Source organism: Bradyrhizobium arachidis, from assembly GCF_024758505.1.
GTDB lineage: Bacteria > Pseudomonadota > Alphaproteobacteria > Rhizobiales > Xanthobacteraceae > Bradyrhizobium > Bradyrhizobium manausense_C.
Genome location: NZ_CP077970.1, coordinates 2,415,103 through 2,430,627 on the forward strand (window position 1 = coordinate 2,415,103; position 15,525 = coordinate 2,430,627).

Genomic DNA, 15,525 nt, shown 5'->3' on the forward strand with positions numbered 1-15,525 from the left:
CCCGGGCTTGTCCCGGGCATCCACGTTCTTTCGTGAGGCAACAAGGACGTGGATGGCCGGGACAAGCCCGGCCATGACGATGCGGATGGTCCTCGACAATCTTTCAACACGTCATTGCGAGCGTAGCGAAGCAATCCAGATTGTCTCCGCGGTGGGACTCTGGATTGCTTCGCTACGCTCGCAATGACGGGTGCCCCTACGACAACCGCATATCCAGCAGCCGTCGGCCTTCGCTCTTCAACAGCTTCTTCACGGCGCTCGAGGCAGCGATCTCGCCTTGGTTGTAATAGGCCTCGTGGTTCTTCTCGATGTCGTCGAGGCGGTAGAGGTAGTTGACCATGATGCCGGCGGATTCGCGCAGGCCCTTTGGCGAGAGGTCCCCGAGCCAGTTGATGCGCTCGAGCCGGGCGCCGTTGCCGAGATGGAAGCGGGCGACGGAATCGATCAGCCGTCCCTTCGACGTGCGCGCCTTCAGGAAGTAGTACGCGGCGAGCGGCTCCACCACGCTGCGCAACTGCGCGGTCGTCTCCGCGTTCTCGAACCATTTTGGCTCGTCGAGATGCTTTAGCATCTCGCGGTCCTCATCCGAGAGCGGAAGATCCTTGTCCTGTTTCAGCCATGGCATGAAGCCCGGCACCGGCGACAGCGTCACGAAGGTGTCGAGCTTCGGCAGCTCGCGGCGCAGCTCCTCGACCACCTGCTTGATCAGGAAGCTGCCGAAGGAAATGCCGCCAAGGCCGCGCTGGGTGTTGGAGATCGAATAGAACACGGCGGTGCGCGCGCGCTCGCTTGCCACCAACGGGCGGTCGACGGCGAGCAGCGGCGCAATCGCGCCGGGAATGGTCTCGGTCAGCGCCACTTCGACGAAGATCAGCGGCTCGTCCACCATCGCCGGATGGAAGAAGGCGTAGCAGCGGCGGTCGACTGGATCGATGCGGCGGCGCAGATCATCCCAGTCGCTGATCTCGTGCACGGCTTCGTAGCGGATGATCTTTTCGAGGATGTTGGCCGGTGTCGACCAGTCGATCCTGCGCAGCACGAGAAACCCCCTGTTGAACCACGAAGAGAGAAGATGCACGACGTCGCGGTCGAGCGCGGTGAGATCCGTGTGTCCGTTCATCATGCCGAGCAGGTCGGCGCGCATGGCGACGAGATCGCCGGTGCCGCCGGGCGCGCGGTTGAGGCGGCGGATCAGCTCCTGCCGGCGCGGCTCCGACGCGAAATGCAGGCCGCTTGCGTCCTCGTCGCTCGGCTGCGATCGCCATTTCTCGACCGCCTGCGCCAGCTTTTCGCGGTCAGGGCCGAAATCGCGCACCAGCGCTTCGAAGAAGGCGCGGCGTTCCGTTGCATCGAGCTCCTGGTAGAGATCGAGCACCTCGCGCGCCATCGCCGTGCCGGAAGCTTCGCCGGCGCCCGAGAGCAGGGCACCGCAGAGCGCGATCATGCCGTCGGCATCCTGCCTGGTGTCCGAGGCGCCGGCGCGGCGGAGCAGCGTGCGGCCACGCTCGGAAATCGTGGTCAGGAGGTCGGAGAAGAAGGCGTTGGCCATTTGGTCTTTCTTGGGGACTTTCGTATCCGGATCTGCGCGCTGCGGAAGATTACACAGGATTTGGGTGGAAGCCGATCACAATCAAGCGCAGGATGTTTGCATCTTTAGTTGTCCCATGCGCCGCAAGGAACGCTGTCATGCCCCGCCACCCGGTCGGCGCGAAGCGCCGCCGGATGACAGGCTCCGGCGGGGCATCCAGTAGACACCAGCATCGAGAGTCAATCGACAGGCCGCGGCGTACTGGATCGCCCGATTAAATCGGGCGATGACTCCCAGTGTGTGGCTACTCTTTCCTTGCAAATTCCGTCGGCGTCCGTCCCGTGACCTGGCGGAACGCGGCCGAGAACGCGGGAACGCTGGCATAGCCGAGCTGTGCCGCGAGCTGTTTTACCGAGACATTGGCATCCGTCGACAGTCGTTCGATTGCCGCCGCGACGCGGGCGCGCTGGCACCAGCTCTTGAAGCTCAGTTGCGTTTCCGCCGAGAACAGCCGCGACAGCGTGCGCGCGGAGGTTCCCACCTCGCGCGCCAGCGTCTCGATCTCGTGGATGCCGGTGGGATCGTCGAGCACGATCAACGCTGCGCGCCGGCAGCGCGGCTCGCGCGGCAGGGGAACGAAGGTCGCGGAGTCCTCGGCCTGGTGCAACTCCAGCATCACCAGCCGCACCAGCAGCTCGGTACGCTCGGAGGTGTTGCGCGCGTCGAACAAAGCCAGGATCGCCTGATTGAGCAGCGGCGACACCCGCACAACGAATTCCTTGGTCAATCCCTCATAGCGCTGCTCGCGCTTCAGCCAGGCCAGGTCGAAATACAGCGTGCGCATCTCGATGTCGGCGAGCAAGTCGATGGCGTGCTCGAGCCCGGCCGGCACCCAGACCGCGCGGTCCGGCGGCACCAGCCAGCGCCCCTCGGGCGTCGTCACCTGCATCGTGCCCTTGGCCGCATAGATCAGCTGGGCCTCGCGGTGCATGTGCAGGTCGATCCGCATGCCCTTGGGATAGTCGCGCGCAACCAGGTGCACGCCGGCAGGCGACAGATGGTTGCTCCGGACCTCCCGGAGGATTGGCGTTTCCACGACAGTCATTGGCGGCATCCCGTCATGGCTCCGACATATAACTCATTTCGGGCAAAGATTCAGGCCCGCCAGGAAACGCCGCAGGAAACGCCTTCATGAACAGTCCCAGCCGGGTCATCAGCTTCGTCAACGCCGGCCACTTCATCGACCATTATTCGATGCTGATCTTTGCTGCCGCCGTCATCATCATGGGGCCGGCGCTCGGCATGGCCTATTCGGAGCTGTTGCCCTATGCGACGCCCGGCTTCGTGGCGTTCGGCGCCGGATCGCTGCTCACCGGCTGGCTCGGCGATCGCTGGAGCCGCCGCCACATGATGCTGATCTTCTTCCTCGGCATCGGCGCGTCCATGATCTCGGTCGGCTTTGTGCAGACGCCGGCCCAACTCGGCGCCGCCCTGCTGGCGATCGGCATTTTTGCCTCGATCTACCATCCCGTCGGCACGGCCATGATCGTGTCCTATGCCGAAAAGCTCGGCCGCGAGATGGGCATCAACGGCGTCTGGGGCAATCTCGGCGTGGCGTCGTCGGCGCTCGTCACCGGCGTGATCGGGCAATATTTTGGCTGGCGCTATGCCTTCATCATCCCCGGCGTGGTCACGATGCTGATCGGCGTGGTCTTCGCGCTGTCAGTCGTGCACGAGGACCGCAAGGGATCGAAGCAGGCCGCGGCGCAAGCGCGCGTCGCGAAGGAGGACATGTGGCGCGTGATCCTCGCGCTGCTGATCGTAGTGATCGCGATCTCCACCACCTTCAACGCCGTGACGGTGGCGCTGCCAAAGCTGTTTGCCGAGCGGCTTGCCGATCTCACCAGCAGCCCGGCGCTGCTCGGGGTGATTGCGGCCGGCGTCTATGTGTTCGGCGCGATGACCCAGTACACGATCGGCCGTCTGCTCGATCACTACTCGCTGAAGACGGTGGCGCTGCCGCTGTCCTTCATGCTGGCGCCGTTCCTGTATCTGGCGGCGAGCCTACAAAACCTGCCGCTGATTTTGGTTTCGATCGGCATCGTCATGGGTGCGTTCGGGCAGGTCACGGTCAACGACGCCATGGTCGGCAAATACACCACCGAAGAGTGGCGCTCGCGCGCCTATGCGGTGCGCTATTTCGTCGGCTTCACGGCCGCGGGCGCGTCCGTCGGCCTGGTCGCCTGGCTCTACGAGCAGGGCGGTTTTGTCACCATGCTGCACGCCTTTGCTGCGCTCTGCCTGCTGGCGATCGCAGCGGCGATCATCCTGCCGCGCGAGATCCGAACCCCCTCAGTCGTCCTGAGGCCGAGCCCGGCCGAGTAGCAGGTCTCGCCGCGGATATTTCAGCCTTGCGTTCGATCTGAGATATCGTGCAGTCTGTGAGGATAATTCCATCGACCCTTTTTAGAACCAGGACATTTGTCAAATGCCAGAGCCAACGCCAAATCCCCGTGGTGCAGAGTTTTGGAACAACACGATGGGGCACACATGGGTTTCGCAGCAAGCCGTGATCAGTGACGTCTTCACATCGGTCACGCGCGTCAGCCTTGATGCCGCGGCAGTAGAGCCGGGCGAGCACGTGATCGATGTCGGATGCGGCACCGGCGACACATTGTTGGCCTTTGCCAAGGTTGTTGGACCATCCGGCGCCGTGTTGGGCGTCGACGTCTCAGTCCCCATGCTCGACTTCGCCAAGCATCGCGCCGCCGAGGCGACACTTGGTAACGCGGCCTTTGCACTGGCCGACGCGACGAGCTACGCCTTCGAGCCGCGCTGGGCGGATCTGGTCTATTCGCGGTTCGGCGTGATGTTCTTCGATGACCCTGTCAGGGCCTTCACCAATATCCGCAGCGGCATGAAGGCGGGCGGGCGTTTGGTATTCGTCTGTTTTCGGACCATGCCGGAGAGTCCGTGGTTTGGTGTGCCGATCGAGGCTGCACGGCCGCATCTGCCGCCTCAACTGCCGGTGGATCCGTTGGCACCGGGGATGTTTTCGTTCGCGCGCGAGGAGCGCCTGCGAGGCATTCTGGCCGGGGCTGGGTTTCGCGAGATAGAGATCAAGGCGACCGACGTCCCGATCGATGGCAAGGACACCGCAACAAGCATGGCGTTCATCACGCAGGCTGGCCCGTTGCCTGCGCTCCTCGAAAATGCCTCGGACGAGCAACGGATGCGCGCCACGGAAGCGGTTCGCAACGCGCTCGCCGCAAATATCGGACCAGACGGGCGCGGCCTGCATGTGGGTCTGTGGCTTGTGTCGGCGCTGGCTTAAGGCATGATCCGGACACCGCAGGCCGCCTAGGGCATGATCCGGAAAAGTGCGCAGCGGTTTTCCCTCGCGACAAACGCGGACGCGTTTGCGCGGAGATCATGCTCAAACAAGAAGCTAAAGCGCGATTACGATTCAACCTGAACGCATCGCGCTTTAGGGCATATCTTCGTCAAGTCGACGACAGCGTCCTGAAGCTTCAGGGTGAGTTCTTGCCCACCGTGAAGACGTACATGTTGCTGAAAGTCTCGGGATGATCGGCTTCGAAGCGGTGCCATTGATCCAAATTGGCCTCATCGGCCACGCCCGGAAACTGCTTGTGAAACCTGTCGATCACCGTCCGGTCGTCACGGGGGGATCGAAGGCCAGGAAGGACAGATCGTTGTCCTTCAGAAACGCAGCGATCCCGGGGATGGTGAAACGATGCTCCATGACGTTGAACAGCAGGTCGCGGCAGCCGCTCATGCTGTAGAAATCACTCGCACCAAACAGCTCTTTCCATTGTTTCGCCTCGCGGATGATGTCCTGGCGACATCGTCTGATGTCTTCGGCCGTGGCGCGGTAACCGCGCGCCGCGATCCAGGCTCGGGCCTCGACGATCAGCTGGCGCGCCAGATCGCTGTAGAGTCCGATGCGCATCGTGCCGCCCGGCCGTAACAGTGAGGCCAGCACGCGCCACCCGGACGTCGGCTCCGCGAGGTGATGGAGCACGCCGACCGACTCGATGCTGTCGAACGTGCGACCGATCGACCCCAGCTCCAGGATATCCGCCTGCGCATATTCGATGTTACGCAAGCCAAGCTCGCGCGTTTTCCGGCGCGCGTAGGCGAGGCTGGCCATGCTGATGTCGACCGCGAGCAAGCGTGCGTTTGGATGGATTTGCGCGGTCTGAATCGCGTGCGAGCCGGTCCCGCAACCGGCAATCAGGATATCCCGCTCGGCTTGCTGTTCCGCGGTCGGGACAATCCTCCCCCGCGCCAGATCGGAGGCAAATGCGTTCAGCGGATTGATGGTCCAGCGCGGATAAGGATTTTCCTCGTACTGGCGCATCACCTCGACCGATACGCTGTTCTTGATGGGGGTGAGCGTCGCAATGGCTGCGCGTTCGTCCGCCTCCGCAAGCGGTTCGCGGAGCTGCACCCGCAGCAGGCCGGTGACGGCCGCAGGCCAGTCCCGGCGCAGAACCGTTTCCGCTGCCGCAATCGCTTGAAGCGGGACATAGGCTGCGACGACCGCCAGCGCCAGTGGGGCTATCTCGGCTCCTGACGCAAGGTCCCGCTCCAGTCGATTGCGCAGTCCGCCCGCAAGCTCGCTCTCCGCTGCGGTCTCCTCATAGACATATTCGTTGATGAAGCATTGCCGGGCCAGTGCGCAGGCAAACGCGACGATATCGTCATCGCCGTCAGTCCGGCCCGGCGCGGCTGCCAGTCGCAGTAGCTCGGCGCGCGCATGTCGGAGCAAGGCCTCGAGTTCCATGCTTGCCAGCGTCGCCGCTTCCATTGCACAGCGCAGGAAGAGGTCCCTCGCCAGCGGGACGATGCCGTCGGCGCCGAACAATTCGACAGTCGTGATCGCCTGCGGCCGCTTGCCCGCGATCCGCGCGACATATGTGGCGATGATGGGGCTCTGCAGGATGAAGGCGACGGCCTTCTCGTCCATGCCGAGTGCGAGCGCCTTGCTGAAATGCGCCATCGCCTTGCTGCGTTGACCCAGCGCCTGGTACGAATTGCCGGCGTTGTAGTGGCAAGCGGCGTTGGCTTCGTCCGAAGCAATCGCCTTTGCGAACGTCTTCACTGCGCTCCGGTGATCCCCGGATCGCTGCGCCATCAGGCCGAGAAGATTGAGGCTCTGCACATGTGCAGGCTCGCGCGCGAGAATTTGGCGGCAAATCTCTTGCGCTTCGTGGCTGCGACCCGCTCGGTGCAGGCGGCCCGCCTCAGCGGCGAGGTCGGCAATGCCGAGGCTCTCCGGGCCGAGGGCGGACGCCGCTGGCCTCCTTGCGGACTCGTCGCGTCGCTTGTTGGCCGCCCGTCGTTCTTTTCGGTTCATGTTCCCTCAACCGGTGCGGCAAATCAATCCACACCCCCGGGCAGACATAGGGCCGATCGCATATCCAGGATAATCTGGCAATTTTTCGCTGGGTGGCGGACGCCGATCGGCGTCGTCATGGGCGCGTTCGGGCAGGTCACGGTCAACGACGGTCGGGACAAGCCCGGCCACGACGATGTGGGAAAGTCCGTGCTACCTGAGGTCCGCTAGACTCAGATGAATTGTCCCGCCTGCGGCGCGCACCATCTGGTCTTCGGTAACGGCCTTGGTCGCCCTGTCCAGCTCAGCGTCGGCATGCCAATCGGAGCCGGTCGCTTCGCCATATTTCACGGTGTGAATGACGGCGCCGGCGGGAAGATAGACGTTGTGGCTGACCCGCGGCTCGGTCGTTAGCAATTGGCCGGGACGATAGACCTGAAGCGTGACTCCCTGCTCAATTCGCTGAGCAAAGGCCATCCAGCCGGATTGGACGATGTAGGTCTCTCGGACCTGTTCGTGAAAGTGGCTGTTCTGCCAGGCGCCTCGATCGCCGCCGACGGTGCGACTATAGGCGGAGCCATCCGTGGCTGTGAGCCGAAAGCGGTATTCACCATTGTCCATCTGCTCGTGGCGCGTATGGACTCCCAGAGCGGCGGCGTCCTTGTCGCTCAGCAGTGGCATGTCATTCCTCACTCGCAACTTGATTCTTGAGCCCAATACGATCGAAATGATCTCGAAACCTATAGGCGAAGGCGCCGCAAAGCGGAACTCCGTTCGACCCAAATGGGTTCTATTCCTGTCGCGGTAGCGCGACGGGAAGAGCCTCTCATATGCGGTGGAGCCTGCTCCGGCCGGTCGTCCTTGCGAGCCCCGTGCTTCTGACCGCGACCATGGCCGCGGGCGCGGAAGGACACAAATCGGCCGGACCCTCCGAGTTCCTGCTGATCGTGCAGATCGTGCTGCTGATCGCGGTCGGGCGCGGGCTCGGCGAGATCATGCAGCGGCTCGGCCAGCCCTCGGTCATGGGCGAACTGCTGGCCGGAATCCTCCTCGGGCCGTCCCTGTTCGGTTGGGTCTGGCCCGAGGCGCAGCACGCGATCTTCCCCAAGACTCCCGAGCAGAAGGCGATGATCGACGGCATCGCCCAGTTCGGCATTTTGCTGCTCCTCCTGCTGACGGGCATGGAGACGGACCTCAAGCTGGTGCGCAGGGTCGGCAAGGCCGCGATTGCGATTTCGATCGCCGGCATCGTCGTGCCCTTCGCCTGCGGCTTTGCGCTCGGCGAGTTTCTTCCCGACGCGCTGCTGCCCAACCCGCAGCAGCGGCTGGTGGCGTCGCTATTCATGGGAACGGCGCTGTCGATCTCGTCGGTCAAGATCGTTGCGGTGGTCGTCCGCGAGATGAACTTCATGCGCCGCAATGTCGGGCAGATCATCGTTGCCACCGCCGTCATCGACGACACCATCGGCTGGATCATCATCGCGATCATCTTCAGCCTCGCGTCCCAGGGCACGCTGGAATTCGGTGCGATTGCGAAGGCGGTGCTGGGAACGCTGGCCTTCCTCGCCGTCAGTTTCACGGTCGGGCGCTGGCTGGTGTTTCAGCTCATTCGCTGGGCCAACGACACTCTGGTCAGCGCGGCGCCCGTGATCACCGTGATCCTGCTCCTGATGAGTACCATGGCGCTGATCACGCATCTGATCGGTGTGCACACCGTGCTCGGCGCCTTCGTCGCCGGCATTTTGGTCGGTGAATCCCCGATCTTGACGCGGCAGATCGACGAGCGCCTGCGGGGACTGATCAGCAGCTTCTTCATGCCGGTCTTTTTCGGCCTCGCCGGATTGAGCGCGGATTTGTCGGTGCTCAGGGATCCCAATTTGTTGCTGCTGACCGCGGTGCTCGTCGTGATCGCCAGCGTCGGCAAATTCGGCGGCGCCTTTGTCGGCGGCACGATGGGTGGTCTCAGCACAAGGGAATCGCTGGCACTGGCGAGCGGCATGAACGCCCGCGGATCGACCGAGGTCATCATCGCGACCATCGGCCTGTCGATGGGCGTGCTGAGTCAAAATCTCTTCACGATGATCGTCACGATGGCGATCGTGACGACGATGGCAATGCCGCCGATGCTGCGCGCGACGCTGACGCGGCTTCCCCCGAGCAAGGACGAGGAGGCGCGGCTGGAGCGCGAGGAGTTCGAGAAGCGGGGCTTTGTCGCCAATCTCGAGCGCATGCTGCTGACGGTCGATGAAAGCGCCAATGCGACCTTCGCCGCGCATGTCACGGGGCTGCTCGGCGGTGCGCGCGGGCTGCCGATCACCGTGCTGCATATCGGTCGCCAGGCACAGCAGCAGGAGCAGAAGCGTGGCGAGGACGAGAGCCACGAGGCCGTGGTGAAGAAGGCCGCCGAGGTGGTCGGGAAAAGCACCGAGGAAGCGGTCGGCCACGTCGATGTCACCACGCGGGCGCGCCGGGCCAGGCTGGGCGAGGCCATCGGCGAGGAAGCCAAAAAGGGTTTTGATCTCGTGCTTGTCGGCGTCGATAAAGTCACGGCCACAAGCGACCGCTTCGACCGGAGGGTCGAAGATATCGCGGCCGAGTTCCAGGGGGCGCTCGCGATCGTCGCCGGCAAGGGAAATCATCTGAAGGACCCGATGCCCGCATCGTTCAACATCCTGGTTCCGGTCTCCGGCAGCGGCGTATCGCGACGCGGTGCCGAGGTGGCGGTTGCGCTGGCGCAGGCCGCGTCAGGCTCGCTCCGGGTGATCTATGTTGCGACGACACGGGACAAGGGCGTACGGCGCGCCGCCTCGCGCGCGCTGATCCAGGAGGAGGGCGTCCTGAAAGATGCCAGCGCGCTCGCCGCGCGCTACGACGTCGACATCACCACGACCTTGCGCAGCAACACCGCGCCGGAAGCCGCCATCCTGCGGGAAATCAAGGCTACCTGTGTCGATCTCGTCGTCATGGGTGTCGACCGCGTCCAGGCCGAGCACTTAAGCTTTGGCAGCGTGGCCGACGCCGTCATCCGGCAGTCCCGCGTATCGGTCCTGCTGGTATCGAGCGGTGAATCTCATCGACCGCCGGACAAGGAATCCTAGGGCACGGCCGCCGCGTGTGCCGCGTCGGCGGATTTAATTTGACTTCCCAAGTGGTTCAAAATATATAATTTTTATTTAATTTATTTATTTTATTTTGGGCGTCCCGCCCCCGTGTTGCTGCGACATCATTGCGATCTAAGCGTGTTCTGACTGGGTACCGACATTATGCGAGCTGGCGGAGCAATCGCTCCATTGTAGTTGTTATCGAAAAAGGCGTGCTGCATGCGCCAATCAATTGATACTGCACCGAGGAACGGAAAAGACATCTGGGTAGAAGATGCGACCGGCGCTGTTGAGGCCGCCCATTGGTCGCCTGAGGCGGGCAGATGGGTTTGGAAGGACGGCTCTCCAATCAACACTGCACCGACGTATTGGTATCCCGTCACGGCGGGCGTCGATCCAGCGGACGAACAATCGGACAGTCCGCTCGCGGCGACTATGATCTTGATCCCTGTCGTCCTCGTTGGGGCGGCCCTGCTGTTCGGCCCATTTAACGTTCAAACGATTCCAGAAATCACGCGTCTCGACGGCCGGAGCGCCCTCGGCCTCGATCAGCGGCCCGGGATCGCGGCCGGATCGCAAGCGCTCCTTCAGCGCGAAACGACCGGAGTCCTGATGCCGTCGCCGTCAGCAAGTATGGTGCGAACTCGGCAGCCCCTCGACGAAGACGCTCCGCGCGGTGCGGCACTCGCGGGTGAGCAGGGCTGGGCGCGCAGCGAGCTGGGCGTACTGACGAACAAGCTGGACGACAAGGCAGACCAGGTCAGGCTGGCGGCAACCGCGGAGTTGCCGCAGTCTTTTCCGCAGGAACGTGAGAAATTCTCACTGACGGGCAAACTCGCAAACGTCAGCGCGGGGTCGGACACTACGCTAGCACTGCCGAGCAGGTCCCAGGACGACGCGGTCCTGCGCTTGCACGTTGCGGAAACTGCTACGGAGGAGTTGCGGCAGTCTCTTCAAGAGGAGCAAGCCCGCAGCGCCGCGCTCGTGAACGAACTTGCCGGAACACGCCGCGAGATCGACATCCGTAAGGAACAATCGCGCAGCGCGGACGATGCGGCCGCGCAGCAGAAAGATGCGGCAGATCGAGAGATCGCAGAACTGCAGCAGTCCGTGCAGCAGGAGCGGGAGAGGAGCGCCGCCCTCGTGAGGCAGGCGAACGCCGCGCGGGCAGCAACGGCGAGCGCGGAGCAACAACGCCACGAGGCGCAGTCACGCGCCGCGGCGCTCGCGAGCGAACTTGCTGGAATAGCTCGCGGGCCGCTCACGACGGACGATGCGGCGGCGGAGCAAAGCCAGGCGGCGGAACGCGAGATCGCGGAGCTGCGGCAGTCTCTGCAACACGAGCAGCAAAAGAGCGCCGCCCTCGTCACGGAGGTCAAAGCCGCGCAGGCAGCAGCAGCGAACGCCGAACAACAACGCCGCGCTCTCGAAGAGGCCCAGGCGCACGCGGCCGCGCTGGCGAGCGAACTTGCCGAAACGCGCGGCCAGATCGAAACCCGGAGCGTGCAATTGCGCGAGGCGAACGATGCGGCCTCGCAGCAGAGACAGGCATCAGACCGGGAGATCGCCGAGTTGCGGCAGTCGCTGCAACAGGAGCGGACCAGGACTGAAGCCGTGGAGAGAGGCCTTGCATTGGCGTGGCGTCCCACCGATGAGCGCGCCCCCGCGGAGCAAACAAATGAAGGCCCGATCCTGCCGGCGACGCGGAACGTGGAAGCGGCCACAGCGGAGCCGCCAATGGTCGCAAACCAAAACGAGGCAGAGGCCCGGTTGATCCTGCGTGCCAGGGCGCTGCTTGATCAGGGGAATATTGGTGCAGCGCGGATTGTACTCGAGCTCGCGGCCGAGAAGGACATTGCGCAGGCCAGTTTCATGCTCGCGGAGACATATGATCCGGCGGTTTTATCCCGCTGGGGGACTTATGGCACGCGCGGCGAAGCGGCCAAGGCGCGCGAGCTCTACGCGAAGGCACACAGGGGCGGGATTCCCGGAGCGAAGGAACGGCTCGATGCGTTGCCCCGCTGAGAATGGGCTTGTTGCGTTCCCGCGTGACGAAAGGTTGCGATGGGTGATCGAGAAAGGGACGACATGAACAAGGTACCAGGGTCATCCTCGCTGCTCCTGCTCGCCGTGCTGGTGCCGGTCGCCATGATGCTTCAGTCGGGCTGCCTGGAAGCGCAAACCGGGAAAAACAAGGCCGATGCACAAATGGTCCGACGGCCCTTGCCGCAAGGGAACGAAAAAGACCGGATGAACGCCTGGACCGTCGGACTCGCCGGCGGCCTGCTCGAGGGCGCGCCGATCCGCCTCGCCGCGGAAATGGCTCGCGTCGTCGACGATGGAGCGGAGCTGCATCTCCTGCCGATCGTCACCCGCGGCGCCACCGACAATCTGAATGCGCTGCTCTATCTGCGCGGTGTCGACACCGCCATCATCAATTCCGACGCGCTCGAAGAGTACAAGGTTCAGGTACCGCAGATCCAAAGCCGCATCACTTACCTGCTCAATCTTTTCCCGTCTGAGCTGCACATTTTCGTGCGACCGGAAATCACGAGCCTGGAGGATCTTGCCGGCAAGAAAGTGAACTTCAATACCCAGGGCACCGCAGCCGCCTATTCGGGGCCGCTGATCTTTAGTCGTCTCGGCATCGACGTCGACAAGACGTTCATTCCGCATCAGGTGGCCCTGGAACAGATGCGCAAGGGTGAGATGTCGGCCGTGGTGTTCATCACATCGAAACCCGTCGACGCCTTCGTACGCGGCCGCTGGGAGGCGGGATTCAAATTTCTCCCGGTTAATTACGATAGAAGGTTCGAGGACTATTACCTGCCCGCGACCCTGGACCCGAAAGAGTATCCCAATCTGATCAAGCAGGGTGAGCGGGTCTCGACCATCGCGGTGCCGACAGCGCTCGTTGCGTTCAACTGGCCGGCACGCTCGAATCGCTATCAACGCGTGGCGCGCCTTGTCGAGTACCTGTTCTCGCGAATTGACCGCCTGCAGGCACCGGGCTTTGATCCGAAATGGCAGTCGATCAATCTCGCGGCAACCGTCCCCGGGCTCACCCGCTTCCAGGCCGCGCAGGAATGGCTGGATCTCAAGGCGCGCAGCGCACAGGCGCGGCCATGAAGACTGCCGCTCCTCCGCTCGCCGTCGCCTTGAACGTTGCCTGCGGAGTCGCTTACGCGCAAAGCACGAGCGATCCGATGCAGACACTTCGGGCCTGTTCGGCGATGGAGGAACCAGCCCGGCTGGAATGTCTGCAAGATTTATCACGTAAGATCCCGCCGCCTGGTCGGCGCGCGTCGGACGAAGGCTGGCTGGTCAGCGAGACCACCTCGCCCGTCGACTATTCGCCGATCGTCATCGCCACCACGTCGTCAGTCAGCGGCCCGGATGGCGCCGCGATGCAACTCGCAATCCACTGCCGCAAGGGCCGCACCGAAGTCGTAGTTGCAGGGCCGGCGGTGTCACGCAGCGTCAACGAATACGCCATCTCTTACCGGCTCAATGCGGATCCGCCAGTGCAACTTGCGGCAGCCTCGCCGTCGTTCGGCTCCGGCGTGGCTATCCGGGGTGACGTCGTGCCGCTGCTGAACTCGTTACCCGACGACGGCAGTATTGTCGTGCGTCTTTCCCCCCGCACTGGCGCCGTGCAAGAGGGGCATTTCCTGCTCAGCGGATTCAAGAACATACGCGAAAAAATGGCGGCTGCGTGCAAATGGCCACATACCGTCGCCAGACCGGGAAGGTGATGGTCATGAAACGGAGAGACCCAAGATGATCAATCCAAGATTGGCGATAGGCGTCATCAGCGGCCTGGCGATGCTGCTCCTGGTCGGACCGAACGCGCAGGCTGAGCCGGACAACCAGTTTATGCCGCGTGCGAGCGAGAAGAGCCAGGCGAGCAATCAGAAGCCCCCGGTTAGACTGAAGCAGGCGAGAAAGCCGGAGCACAACAACACGGGCAAGCAAGACCTCGCGAGCAAGACGAGGCTGGTTGAGGTGACAAAACCCGAGATCGCCAAGAAGCCACATCAGCTCATATTGCAGGTAAATTCCAACGAACCTGCGATGATGAACCTCGCGCTCAACAATGCGACCAACGTCGCGCAACACTACCGCGACCTTGGTGAGCCGGTGTCGATCGAGGTCATCACCTTTGGCCCGGGTCTTCACATGCTGCGCGATGACACCTCGCCGGTAAAGCCGCGCATCGAGGTGCTCGCGATGAGCCATCCCGAAATCTCCTTCAAGGCCTGCGGCAACACCCAGGAAAACATGCGCAAGGCGGAGAACAAGGACATCAACCTGATTGCACAGGCGACGGTTGTGAAGTCTGGTGTCGTCCGCGTCATGGAGCTGCAGGAGCAGGGCTGGAGCTACGTCAAGCCGTGAGGTCCGCCGGCGTTGGGCCGCGGTCTCGACTGAGACATCGGGCCGCGCCCTCCCGGCCTTGGGCCAAGCTCAATTTCGACCTTATATCGAGCTCGTTCAGCAGAGCCGACGCTGAGCTTCGTCCACGCTTGGGGGCGAAGGAATGCGACGCCGGGAGATCATAGCAGCGATCGCCACCGTGGCCGCAGCCTGGCCGCTGTCGGTGCGGGCCCAGCGAGCCGGGCAAAAACTGTGGCGTATCGGACATTTGATCGGAGGGACGCCGGCAGGGTCGGCGCGGGTCAGTGTCGGGCTGATCGAGGGGCTGCGCGATCTCGGCTATGTCGAGGGACGCGACTACGTCGTCGAGTACCGCTACGCCGAAGGGCGTTATGACAGATTTCCCGATCTTGCCGCCGAGCTGGTTCGTTTGAACGTCGACGTCGTCGTGTTGGGCACGCCTGCGGCCATTCCCGCGATGCGGAAAGCGACGAGCACCATACCGATCATCATGAGCAACGTGAGCGATCCGGTTGGTAGCGGCTTCGTCTCGAGCCTTGCGAAGCCGGGCGGCAATATCACGGGGCTTGCGACCTCACATGAGAGCACGACCGCAAAGCAGATCGAATTTCTGTCGGAGATCCTGCCGCAGCTTTCGCGCATCGGGGTTCTTGCCAACCCCGATAGCCCGACGACCGTGCCTGGCCTCGCAACGGCTCGGGCCACGGCCCGGCAGGCGGCTATTGAGCTTTGGCAAGCGGACGCGCGCAACGCAGACGAGATCGATGCCGCATTCGTCAAATTCGCCCAGCTGCGCGTCGAGGCCGTTGTCGTCATCACGGATGCCGTCTTCGCTCTGCACCGCAGGCGCATTGCAGAGCTTGCGATGAAGGACAAGCTGCCAACGACGTTTGCCCACCGTGAATATGTGGTCGATGGAGGAACTCTCAGCTATGGCTACGACATCAAGGATTTCCTCCGCCGCTCGGCCGCACTCGTCGACAAAATCTTCAAGGGAGGCAATCCCGCGGATTTGCCGATCGAGCAACCCACGCGGTTCTTTCTGACGGTCAACCTCAAGACCGCGAAGACGATCGGACTGAGGATTCCTGAATCGTTTCTGTTGCGCGCCGACGAGGTGATCGAGTGAATCGCTACGC

At 63.2% G+C, this 15,525-nt stretch carries 14 protein-coding genes; 9 read left to right on the top strand and 5 right to left on the bottom strand.

Annotation, left to right across the window (positions count from 1 at the left end; translation table 11 throughout):
- Positions 1–196: 196 nt before the first annotated feature.
- Both KUF59_RS10605 and KUF59_RS10610 read right to left on the bottom strand, forming a co-directional pair.
- Positions 197–1,549, bottom strand: a complete 1,353-nt coding sequence (locus KUF59_RS10605; protein WP_212462039.1) for a malonyl-CoA decarboxylase — start codon at positions 1,547–1,549, stop codon at positions 197–199.
- Positions 1,550–1,832: 283 nt separating this feature from the next.
- On the bottom strand, positions 1,833–2,642 hold the full coding sequence (locus KUF59_RS10610) for an AraC family transcriptional regulator (protein WP_212462040.1): 810 nt from the start codon (positions 2,640–2,642) through the stop codon (positions 1,833–1,835).
- Positions 2,643–2,719: 77 nt separating this feature from the next.
- On the opposite strand from KUF59_RS10610, the gene KUF59_RS10615 reads away from it, so the two are divergent.
- Positions 2,720–3,913 (top strand): MFS transporter, encoded by a 1,194-nt coding sequence (locus KUF59_RS10615; RefSeq protein ID WP_212462041.1) that lies wholly within the window; start codon positions 2,720–2,722, stop codon positions 3,911–3,913.
- 103 nt (positions 3,914–4,016) lie between these two features.
- Positions 4,017–4,862, top strand: a complete 846-nt coding sequence (locus KUF59_RS10620) for a class I SAM-dependent methyltransferase (RefSeq protein ID WP_258769423.1) — start codon at positions 4,017–4,019, stop codon at positions 4,860–4,862.
- A 196-nt stretch (positions 4,863–5,058) separates the two neighbouring features.
- Here the strand turns inward: KUF59_RS10620 and KUF59_RS10625 are convergent, their stop codons facing one another.
- Positions 5,059–5,196 carry a hypothetical protein gene (locus tag KUF59_RS10625; protein ID WP_249140847.1) on the bottom strand — a complete coding sequence of 46 codons (138 nt, stop codon included), beginning with the start codon at positions 5,194–5,196 and terminating at the stop codon, positions 5,059–5,061.
- The gene (locus tag KUF59_RS10630; RefSeq protein WP_258769424.1) at positions 5,193–6,518 is read right to left on the bottom strand and encodes a class I SAM-dependent methyltransferase; all 1,326 of its coding nucleotides are present in this window, start codon (positions 6,516–6,518) and stop codon (positions 5,193–5,195) included. Before KUF59_RS10630 ends, KUF59_RS10625 begins: the two co-directional genes overlap by 4 nt.
- Positions 6,519–6,542: 24 nt before the next feature.
- Between KUF59_RS10630 and KUF59_RS10635 the strand changes: the two genes are divergently transcribed.
- On the top strand, positions 6,543–7,118 hold the full coding sequence (locus KUF59_RS10635) for a hypothetical protein (protein WP_258769426.1): 576 nt from the start codon (positions 6,543–6,545) through the stop codon (positions 7,116–7,118).
- Here KUF59_RS10635 and KUF59_RS10640 read toward each other — a convergent pair.
- Positions 7,101–7,568, bottom strand: a complete 468-nt coding sequence (locus KUF59_RS10640; protein WP_212462043.1) for a hypothetical protein — start codon at positions 7,566–7,568, stop codon at positions 7,101–7,103. The genes KUF59_RS10635 and KUF59_RS10640 overlap by 18 nt on opposite strands.
- A 149-nt stretch (positions 7,569–7,717) precedes the next feature.
- On the opposite strand from KUF59_RS10640, the gene KUF59_RS10645 reads away from it, so the two are divergent.
- The 6 genes from KUF59_RS10645 (at position 7,718) to KUF59_RS10670 (ending at position 15,515) form a co-directional block, all read left to right on the top strand.
- Positions 7,718–9,985, top strand: coding sequence for a cation:proton antiporter domain-containing protein (locus tag KUF59_RS10645; protein ID WP_212462044.1), 2,268 nt, complete (start codon positions 7,718–7,720; stop codon positions 9,983–9,985).
- A 222-nt stretch (positions 9,986–10,207) separates the two neighbouring features.
- Complete coding sequence (locus tag KUF59_RS10650) at positions 10,208–12,013, top strand: coiled-coil domain-containing protein (protein ID WP_212462045.1); 1,806 nt, start codon at positions 10,208–10,210, stop codon at positions 12,011–12,013.
- Between the two features lie 123 nt (positions 12,014–12,136).
- Complete coding sequence (locus KUF59_RS10655) at positions 12,137–13,117, top strand: TAXI family TRAP transporter solute-binding subunit (protein ID WP_408918091.1); 981 nt, start codon at positions 12,137–12,139, stop codon at positions 13,115–13,117.
- Positions 13,114–13,743, top strand: coding sequence for a hypothetical protein (locus KUF59_RS10660; protein ID WP_249140849.1), 630 nt, complete (start codon positions 13,114–13,116; stop codon positions 13,741–13,743). Before KUF59_RS10655 ends, KUF59_RS10660 begins: the two co-directional genes overlap by 4 nt.
- Positions 13,744–13,768: 25 nt before the next feature.
- Positions 13,769–14,386: a DsrE family protein gene (locus KUF59_RS10665; RefSeq protein WP_249140851.1), complete on the top strand. Its 618-nt coding sequence runs from the start codon at positions 13,769–13,771 to the stop codon at positions 14,384–14,386.
- Positions 14,387–14,528: 142 nt separating this feature from the next.
- Positions 14,529–15,515 (top strand): ABC transporter substrate-binding protein, encoded by a 987-nt coding sequence (locus tag KUF59_RS10670; protein ID WP_212462047.1) that lies wholly within the window; start codon positions 14,529–14,531, stop codon positions 15,513–15,515.
- Positions 15,516–15,525 lie beyond the last annotated feature (10 nt).

Coding starts and splice junctions, on each gene's coding strand:
- KUF59_RS10605 (WP_212462039.1), bottom strand. CDS start 1,549: ATGGCCAACGCCTTCTTCTCCGACCTCCTGACCACGATTTCCGAGCGT.
- KUF59_RS10610 (WP_212462040.1), bottom strand. CDS start 2,642: ATGCCGCCAATGACTGTCGTGGAAACGCCAATCCTCCGGGAGGTCCGG.
- KUF59_RS10615 (WP_212462041.1), top strand. CDS start 2,720: ATGAACAGTCCCAGCCGGGTCATCAGCTTCGTCAACGCCGGCCACTTC.
- KUF59_RS10620 (WP_258769423.1), top strand. CDS start 4,017: ATGCCAGAGCCAACGCCAAATCCCCGTGGTGCAGAGTTTTGGAACAAC.
- KUF59_RS10630 (WP_258769424.1), bottom strand. CDS start 6,518: ATGGACGAGAAGGCCGTCGCCTTCATCCTGCAGAGCCCCATCATCGCC.
- KUF59_RS10635 (WP_258769426.1), top strand. CDS start 6,543: ATGCGCCATCGCCTTGCTGCGTTGACCCAGCGCCTGGTACGAATTGCC.
- KUF59_RS10640 (WP_212462043.1), bottom strand. CDS start 7,568: ATGCCACTGCTGAGCGACAAGGACGCCGCCGCTCTGGGAGTCCATACG.
- KUF59_RS10645 (WP_212462044.1), top strand. CDS start 7,718: ATGCGGTGGAGCCTGCTCCGGCCGGTCGTCCTTGCGAGCCCCGTGCTT.
- KUF59_RS10650 (WP_212462045.1), top strand. CDS start 10,208: ATGCGCCAATCAATTGATACTGCACCGAGGAACGGAAAAGACATCTGG.
- KUF59_RS10655 (WP_408918091.1), top strand. CDS start 12,137: ATGATGCTTCAGTCGGGCTGCCTGGAAGCGCAAACCGGGAAAAACAAG.
- KUF59_RS10660 (WP_249140849.1), top strand. CDS start 13,114: ATGAAGACTGCCGCTCCTCCGCTCGCCGTCGCCTTGAACGTTGCCTGC.
- KUF59_RS10665 (WP_249140851.1), top strand. CDS start 13,769: ATGATCAATCCAAGATTGGCGATAGGCGTCATCAGCGGCCTGGCGATG.
- KUF59_RS10670 (WP_212462047.1), top strand. CDS start 14,529: ATGCGACGCCGGGAGATCATAGCAGCGATCGCCACCGTGGCCGCAGCC.